Below are 8,645 nucleotides of genomic sequence, written 5' to 3' on the forward strand. Positions count from 1 at the left end.
GCGTATAATCGTCGGCAGCGTCAGATGTGTATAAGAGACAGGCCCCGACGAGGCGCCGGCCAGCAGCCCCGCCCCGGCCCAGGTGCCCAGCGTGATCCCCAGCATCATCGGCCAGAATCGCTCGACGGTGGCGCCGAGGCCGGGGCCGAAGGCCAGTTGCCAAAGATTCGTCACCAGCGAAGGCACGATCAGGATCACCGCCGCCTCGGCGGGCGGCATCACGAGGCCGAGCAGACCCATGGCGACGGTGGGCAGGCCCAGGCCGATCATGCCCTTGACGAACCCGGCCAGCAGGAAGGTCAGGGCCATGGCGGCAACGATGAGGAGGGGAAGGTCGGTCATGCCCACCACTTGAGGCCGGGCCATAGTTTCCGGCAATGTGGATCTCCCGCAATCAGCCTTCGGATCAGACGAAGGCTAAGGCCCCGCCGGAGACCCCGCCCATGCGCTTCGACCTGACCGACCTGCGGTTGTTCCTGAACGTGGCGGAGGCGGAAAGCATCACCCACGGCGCGGAGCGCACGCACCTCGCCCTCGCCTCGGCGAGCGCGCGAATCCGAGGAATGGAGGAGACGCTCGGCGTGCCGCTGCTGGAGCGCGGGCGGCGCGGCGTCCGCCCGACCCCGGCGGGTGAGGCGCTGGTCCATCACGCCCGCCTCCTCCTCCAGCAGGTGGAGCGGATGCGGGGGGAACTGGGCGATTACGCGAAAGGGCTGAAGGGCCATGTCAGGCTGCTGTCCAACACCGCCGCCCTGGCCGAATTCCTGCCCGAGGCTCTGGCGCCTTTCCTCGCCGCCCATCCCAACATCGACATCGACCTGGAGGAGAAGCCCAGCCACGAGATCGCGCGGGCGGTGGCGGAGGGGCTGGCCGACGCCGGGGTGGTGTCCAACCACGCCGACCTGTCGGGGCTGGAGGTCTTTCCCTTCCGCACCGACCGCATGGTGCTGGTCACGCCGCATGGCCACCCGCTGGCGAACCGCCGCAGCGTCACCTTGCGCGAGATCCTGGAAGAGGATTTTGTCGGGCTGGCGGCGCGCAACGCCCTTCAGCAGCACATCAACGAACACGCCATCCGCGCCGGACACCCGCTGAAGCTGCGCGTGCGTGTGCGCGGCTTCGACGGGATTTGCCGGATGGTCGAGCAGGGGGTGGGGCTCGGCATCGTCCCGGAAGCCTCGGCGAAGCGCTGCCGCCGCTTCACGAAGATCCGCGCGGTGCGCCTCACCGATCCATGGGCGGTGCGCTCGCTGGTCGTCTGCGTCCGCCGGCTGGACGCGCTGCCCAGCCATAGCCGCGAGTTGGTGACGCGGCTGGCCGGCGGCGGCACCTAGTCATTGCCCCTCATTCCGCGCCCGGGACCGGGTGCGGCGCCTCCGGGGCGGCGCCGTGACGGCGCTTCCACAGACGGGAGACCGCGTTTCCGGCGTCCTCCATGTAGAGGAACAGCACCGGCGTGATGTAGAGCGTCAGGATCTGCGACACGCACAGGCCGCCGACCACCGCGAGCCCCAGGGGCTGGCGAAGCTCCGCGGCGGCGCCGTGGGCGACGGCGATGGGCAGGGTGCCCATGATCGCCGCCATCGTCGTCATCATGATCGGGCGGAAGCGCAGCAGGCAGGCCTGCTCGATCGCCTCGCGCGCGGTCATGCCCTGGTTGCGCTGTGCGTCGATGGCGAAGTCGATCATCATGATCGCGTTCTTCTTCACGATTCCGATCAGCATCAGGATGCCGATGATCGCGATGACGCTCAGCTCCTGCCCGAACACCATCAGCGTCGCCAGCGCCCCGATGGCCGCGGACGGCAGGCCGGACAGGATGGTCAGCGGGTGGATGAAGCTTTCGTACAGCACGCCGAGCACGATGTAGATCACCAGCACCGCGGCGAGCAGAAGCAGCCCCTGGCTCTTCTGCGCGTCCTCGAAGACCTGGGCGGTGCCGGCGAAGCCGGTGGTGATGCCCGGCGGCAGGGCCATCTCCATCTCCGCCTGCCGGACGGCGTTCACCGCCTCGCCCAGCGAATGGCCGGGCGCCACGTTGAAGGACAGGGTGACGGCGGGCAACTGGCCCTGATGGTTGACCGTCAGCGGCCCGGCGGTGCGCTGCACGCTGGCGAAGGCGTCCAGCGGCACCAGCTTGCCGGAGCCCGACCGCACATAGATGCGCGACAGCGCGTTGTCGTCCTGCTGGTACTTCGGCGCCAGCTCGATCAGCACCTGATAGTCGTTGGTCGGCGTGTAGATGGTCGAGACCTGCCGCTGGCCAAAGGCGCTGTAGAGGGTGGAGCGCACCTGATCGACCCCGATTCCCAACGTTGCCGCCTTCTCGCGGTCCACATGCACATAGGCCTGCGGGCTGTTGAGCTGGAGGTCGCTGGTCACGTCCTGCAGGATCGGGATGTCGTGCATCGCCCGCTCCAGCCGTCCCGACCAGGCGTACAGCTCCTCCGTGTTCAGGCCCTGGATGGTGTACTGGAACTCGTTCTTGGACGAACGGCCGCCGATGCGCAGATTCTGCACCGGCTGCATGTAGACCGCCATGCCGGGGATGCCGGCGAGCTGGCGGCGGAGCTGCTGGATGACCTCGCCCGCCGGCGGCCGATCGGCGCGCGGCTTCAGGACGACGAACATGCGTCCGGTGTTGACCGAATTGCCGCCGATGGCGACGGACGAGGTCATGTTGGCAACCGCCGGATGGGCCTGGATGATCCGCGCTACCTCCTGCTGCCGCTCGGCCATGGCCGGGAAGGAGATGTCGGGTGCGGCCTCGGTCGAGACGGTGATCTGGCCGATGTCCTCGGTCGGGAAGAAGCCCTTGGGGATCGCTTGGAACAACAGGGCGGAGCCGACCACCGTCGCGATCATGACGAGTCCCATGACCGGGCGGTGCCTCAACGCCATCCGCAGGGTCACGGCATAGCCGCGGTGCAGCGCGCTGAACCCGCCCTCCAGGACGCGCCCGAACCAGCCCTCCTTGGCCCCGTGGGGTTCGTGGGTCAGCATGCGCGCGCACATCATCGGCGTCAGCGTCAGCGCGACGAAGGCCGAGGCGCTGATCGCCATGGTCACCACCAGCGCGAACTCGTGGAAGACGCGCCCGACCACCCCGCCCATCAGCAGGATCGGGATGAAGACGGCCACCAGCGACACGGTGATGGAGATGATGGTGAAGCCGATCTCCCGCGAGCCCTTGAGCGCCGCCTCGAAGGGCTGCATCCCCTCTTCGACGTAACGGACAATGTTCTCCATCATCACGATGGCGTCGTCGACGACGAGACCGACCGCCAGCGTCAGCGCCATCAGCGAGATGTTGTCGATGGAGAAGCCCATCAGATGCATCCCACCCGCCGTCGCGATCAGCGAGATCGGCACCGTCAGCGCCGGGATCATGGTCGCCGTCAGGCGGCGCAGGAACAGGAAGATGACCAGCACGACCAGCGCGATGGTCAGGCCCAGCGTGAACTGCACGTCCTCCACCGCCTCGCGGATCGAGGTGGAGCGGTCGTTCACCACCTCGACCTTTGCGCTGGGCGGAAGCTGCGCGCGGAAGCTGGGCAGCAGGTTGCGCACCCGGTCCACCACGTCCACCGTGTTGGCGTCGGGCTGGCGCTGCACGGCCATGACGATGGCGCGGGTGCCGTTGTGCCAGCTCGCCGTGCGGGCGTTCTCGACGCTGTCCAGAACGTTCGCCACGTCGCCCAGCCGGACCGGGGCGCCGTTGCGGTAGGCGACGATCAGGCCGCGGAAGGCGTCGGCGTCGGGAAGCTGCGGGTTGGCGGCGAGGACGAGCTGCTGCCGGGCGCCGGACAGCGTGCCGACCGGGGTGTTGGCGTTGGCGGCGGCCAGCGCCTTCTGAAGCTCGTCGATGCCGATGCCGCGCACGGCCAGCGCGTTGGGGTCCACCTGGACGCGCACGGCGTATTTCTGGGCGCCGTAGATCTGCACCTGGGCGACGCCCGGCAGGGTGGCGACCTTGGGCTGGACCGCGGTTTCGGCGAAGTCGTTCAGCGCCGACAGCGTCAGCGTCGGCGAAGAGAGGGCCAGCATCAGCACCGGCTGGTCGGCCGGGTTCACCTTGCGGTAGCTGGGTGCGGTGGTCATCTCCGCTGGCAGGCGGCGCTGGGTGCGGGCGATGGCCGCCTGCACGTCCTGCGCGGCGGCGTCGATGTCGCGTTCCAGAACGAACTGGATGGTGATCGAGGTGTTGCCGAGGCTCGACGTCGAAGTGATCGTGTCGATGCCGGCGATGGTCGAGAATTCGCGCTCCAGCGGGCTGGCGACCGAGGCCGCCATGGTTTCCGGGCTGGCGCCGGGCAGCGTGGCGGAGACGTTGATGACCGGGAAATCCACCCGCGGCAGCGCCGCGACGGGCAGTTGCCGGTAGGCGGCTAGGCCCCCCAGAACCAGCGCCGCCGTCAGCAGGATGGTCATCACCGGACGGCGGATGCACAGCTCCGAGAGGGTCATGACGCGCCTCCGGTGAGCGGAGCCTTGCCGTTGGCGCCCTCCTTGCCGCCGTTCCTGGCGGCGGCGACCTTGGCGCCGGGATACAGGCGGGACTGGCCGTCGATCACCACGCGCTCACCGGCCTGCACCCCGTCGGAGATGACCGCGATGCCCTCCTGGCTGCGCGCCACGGTGACGTTGCGGATCTCCACCGTGTCGTCGGGCTTGACCACATAGACGAAACGGCCCTGCTGGCCGGTCTGCACGGCTTCCTGTGGAAGCGTAAGGGCCTGCGGCTCGACGCGCAGGGTTAGGACCACATCCACGAACTGGCCGGGCCACAGCCGGGTGTCGGCGTTGGTGAACTGGCCCTTTACCAGGATCGTGCCGGTCTGCTGGTCGACCTGACTGTCCACGAAATTCAGGGCGCCCTCGGCGGGCGGGACGGCGGCGCCGGGGATGCCGGCGGTGACCGCCAGCGTGCTTGTCTCCATCGCCGCGCGGATGGTCGGCAGGTGGCGTTCCGGCACGTTGAAGGCGACGGTGATCGGGCGGAGCTGGGTCAGCGTGACCAGCGGCGTGGCGTCCGCCGCCCGCACCATCGTGCCGGGCTTGGCGTTCACCGCGCCGGTGCGCCCGTCCATGGGAGCGGCGATGCGGGTGAAGCTGAGCGAGACCTTGGCCGCCTCGATGGCCGCCTGCCCGGCCTTCACCGTGGCCTCCAGCGCATCGGCGGCGGCGACCGCGGCGTCGTACTGCTGGCGGGCGACGGTGTTGGAGCGGACGAGCTGCTCGTAACGCTTCACGTCGCCGCGCGCCTTGTCGAGATTGGCACGGTCGCGTTCCAGATTGGCCTGCGCCTGACGGAGCTGCGCCTCCAGCGCGCGGGAGTCGAGGGTGAACAGCAGGTCGCCCGCCTTCACCTCCTGCCCCTCGGTGAAATGGACCGTCTCGACCACCGAATCGACACGCGCCTTGATGGCGATGGCGGCCACCGGCTGGACCGAACCGATGGTGCCCAGCCGCTCCGGCACCGCGCGCTTCTCGACCGTCTGGATGACCACCGGAAGGGCGCGCGGTCCCGCCGGAGCGGCGGCCTTCGCCGTCTGCGCGTCGGCCCCGCCCGCCCGGTGCGTGTACCAGTAGCCACCGCCAATCAGCGCGGCCAGCAGGAGCGCAAACAGCGCTATGCGTTTCGTCACATCGAACTCCCGGTGGGGCTGCCCGGTCCAGCCGGAGCGCGCCATCCCGCCATAAGGCAATGCGGCCCATTATCGCAGGAGAGGCTTTGCAGGTTAATGTCCATCCTACAGCCATTTGGTAACAGACTGTAACAACGGCTATGGGATGCGGGGCGATTCGGCGATGCTGGACCTGAAGAACCTGGAAGCCTTCGTGTGGATCGCCCGTTTGGGCGGCTTCCGCGCGGCGGCGGGGCGGCTGAACACCACCCAGCCGGCCATCTCCGCCCGCATCGCCCAACTGGAAAAGGAGCTGGGCGTCCAGCTGTTCAACCGCGGCACGCGGCGGGTCACGCTGACGCTGAAGGGCATGGAACTGCTCGACCACGCCGAGCGGATGCTGACGCTCCAGGCCGAGCTGGTCCACGCGGTCGCCGAATCGACGACCCTGCGCGGCCTGATCCGGCTCGGCGTGGCGGAGACCATCGTGCACACGTGGCTGAGCCGCCTGATCGAGCGACTGCACAACCGCTTCCCCCTGGTCAGTCTGGAGATCGAGGTCGACACCTCCATCCACCTGCGCAACGGGCTGCTGGCCCACGACCTCGACATCGCCTTCATGCTGGGGCCGGTGGCCGAACCGGACATGCGCAACGAGGCGCTGAGCAGCTACCCCATGGCCTGGGTGGCCAGCCCCTCGCTCGACCTCCCCGCCGGGCGGCTGGGTCTGGCCGATCTGGCGCGCTACCCGGTCATCACCTTTTCCCGGCAGACCAAGCCGTCGGTGGCCATCCAGCAGATGTTCAAGCGGCCCGGTCTGCCGCCGCTGCGCTTCTACGGCAACAGCTCGCTGGCCAGCATCGTGCGGATGACCCTGGACGGCATCGGCATCAGCGCCATTCCGCCCGCGGTGATCGAGCGCGAACTGGCGGAAGGGCTGCTGCGGCTGATTCCGGCGGAGGACCCACTGCCCGACCTCGACTTCACCATCTGCCACCCGGTGGACAGCGACAACCCGCTGGTGCCCATCGTGGCGGACATGGCGTTGGAAATCGTGCGGGCGCAACGGCACGGGGCGCCGACTGATAAACGCCGTTTATCGCAAACGATCCAAAATGAAAATTTGACGGATCGGACGGATGCGTGAACCTTTAGGACACAACAATTCGGTCACCGAGGTTTTGCCCGCCATGCAGTCCGTGACCCCAAGCACCCCGTTTCCGCCCGGCACCGCATCCGCCGCCCTGCTGGCGCGTCTGGCGATCCGCCGGGGAGAGCATCGCGGGCCGACCGCCGGACTGGCGCCGGGCCATGTGCAGGCGAACCTCGCCATCGTTCCCGCCGAGGTGGCCCCCGCCTTCGAACGGTTCTGCCGCGCCAACCCGGTGCCCTGCCCGCTGCTCGCCGTGTCGAAGCCGGGCGATCACCGCTTCACGGAGCTTGGAACGGACCTCGACCTGCGCACCGACTTTCCGCGCTATCGCATCTATCGCCACGGCCTGCTGGCGGAGGAGCCGGAGGATCTGCTGTCCGTCTGGCGCGACGATCTGGTCGCCTTCGCCATCGGCTGCTCCTTCTCCTTCGAGGAGGCGCTGCTCGCCGCCGGCCTGCCCGTCCGCCACATCGAGCGCGGCTGCAACGTGCCGATGTACGTGACCGACCGGGACTGCGTGGCGGTCCCGCCCTTCGCCGGGCACATGGTGGTGTCGATGCGCCCGATGACGCTCGCGCAGGCCGAACGCGCCGCCGCGGTGACCGGGCGCTACGCCGCCGTCCACGGCGCGCCGGTCCACATCGGCGATCCGGCGGCGCTGGGCATCCGCGATTTGTCGCAGCCGGAGTTCGGCGACGCCGTCCCGCTCTCCCCCGGCGAGGTCCCCGTCTTCTGGGCCTGCGGGGTCACCCCCCAGGTGGCGCTCGCCGCCGCCCGCCTGCCCTTCGCCATCGCCCACAGCCCCGGCCACATGCTGGTCACCGACCGGCTGAACGCCGAGCTGGAAGGCGTGTCCCCTTCGGTCGCGCAACTCTTCAGACAAGAACAGGGAGCTTCATGACATGACCGCGATCAGCCTGCGTACCCGCCTCGCCGCCGCCGCCTTCGGCATCGGCCTCTGCGCCACCCCGGTCGCGGCCTTCGCCGAGACCTGGGACATGCCGACCCCCTATCCCGACACGAACCTGCACACCATCACGGTGCGCCAGTTCGCCGAGGATGTGAAGGCGGCGACCAACGGCAAGATCCAGATCACCGTCCATTCCAACGGCTCGCTGGTGAAGCATCCGGAGATCAAGCGCGCCGTTCAGTCCGGGCAGGCACAGATCGGCGAGGTTCTCATCAGCTCCTGGGCGAACGAGGACCCGCTCTACGGTCTCGATTCCGTGCCCTTCCTGGCGACCGACTTCGCCGCCTCCAAGAAGCTCTACGAGGCGTCGAAGCCCTATCTGGAGAAGAAGCTGGAGCGTCAGCGCCTGAAGCTCCTCTACTCGATCCCGTGGCCGCCGCAGGGCCTCTATGTGAAGCAGGAGATCGCCTCCGTCGCCGACCTGAAGGGGCAAAAGTTCCGCGCCTACAACCCGGCGACCACCCGCATCGCCGAGCTGGCCGGCGCCGTGCCGACCAAGATCGAGGCCGCCGAAGTGTCCCAGGCCTTCGGCACCGGCATCGTCACCGCCATGATGACCTCCGCCGCCACCGGCGTTGACACCAAGGCATGGGACTTCGTGAACGTCTACTACGATGTGCAGGCCTGGCTGCCGCGCAACATGGTGTTCGTCAGCACCGAGGTCTGGAAGGGCCTGGACGACGCCACGAGGAAGGCCGTCGAGCAGGCGGCCGCCAAGGCCGAGGCCACCGGCTGGACCGAGTGGGAGAAGAAGACGGCGGAACTGAACCAGACCCTGTCCGGCAACGGCATGAAGGTGCTGACTCCGTCCCCGGCGATCAAGGACGGCTTCGCCGCCATCGGCAAGACGATGACCTGTCTCTTATACACATCTCCGAGCCCACGAGACTATAAC

Annotated in this window: 7 protein-coding genes; 4 read left to right on the forward strand and 3 right to left on the reverse strand. The window is 68.6% G+C overall.

The features are described 5' to 3' along the window. Positions 1-342: TSUP family transporter (locus tag Q4I23_RS27440; protein WP_498528312.1), on the reverse strand; the 342-nt coding region annotated here is incomplete at its 3' end. A 101-nt stretch (positions 343-443) separates the two neighbouring features. Between Q4I23_RS27440 and Q4I23_RS27445 the strand changes: the two genes are divergently transcribed. Beyond that, complete coding sequence (locus Q4I23_RS27445) at positions 444-1,334, forward strand: LysR family transcriptional regulator (protein WP_498528313.1); 891 nt, start codon at positions 444-446, stop codon at positions 1,332-1,334. A 10-nt stretch (positions 1,335-1,344) separates the two neighbouring features. On the opposite strand, the gene Q4I23_RS27450 is transcribed toward Q4I23_RS27445, so the two are convergent. Next, positions 1,345-4,467: an efflux RND transporter permease subunit gene (locus Q4I23_RS27450; RefSeq protein ID WP_498528314.1), complete on the reverse strand. Its 3,123-nt coding sequence runs from the start codon at positions 4,465-4,467 to the stop codon at positions 1,345-1,347. Beyond that, the gene (locus Q4I23_RS27455; protein ID WP_454016664.1) at positions 4,464-5,648 is read right to left on the reverse strand and encodes an efflux RND transporter periplasmic adaptor subunit; all 1,185 of its coding nucleotides are present in this window, start codon (positions 5,646-5,648) and stop codon (positions 4,464-4,466) included. The genes Q4I23_RS27450 and Q4I23_RS27455 overlap by 4 nt, the downstream gene beginning before the upstream one ends. Before the next feature lie 163 nt (positions 5,649-5,811). On the opposite strand from Q4I23_RS27455, the gene Q4I23_RS27460 reads away from it, so the two are divergent. The 3 genes from Q4I23_RS27460 to Q4I23_RS27470 form a co-directional block, all read left to right on the forward strand. Beyond that, entirely contained in the window at positions 5,812-6,774 is a 963-nt protein-coding gene (locus Q4I23_RS27460) for a LysR family transcriptional regulator (protein WP_035676106.1), read from the forward strand. 43 nt (positions 6,775-6,817) lie between these two features. Next, on the forward strand, positions 6,818-7,681 hold the full coding sequence (locus tag Q4I23_RS27465) for a putative hydro-lyase (protein WP_498528315.1): 864 nt from the start codon (positions 6,818-6,820) through the stop codon (positions 7,679-7,681). A gap of 1 nt (position 7,682) precedes the next feature. Further along, on the forward strand, positions 7,683-8,645 hold a 963-nt coding region (locus Q4I23_RS27470), incomplete at its 3' end, for a TRAP transporter substrate-binding protein (protein ID WP_498528316.1).

The organism is Azospirillum sp. UFLA03-27, assembly GCF_059803775.1.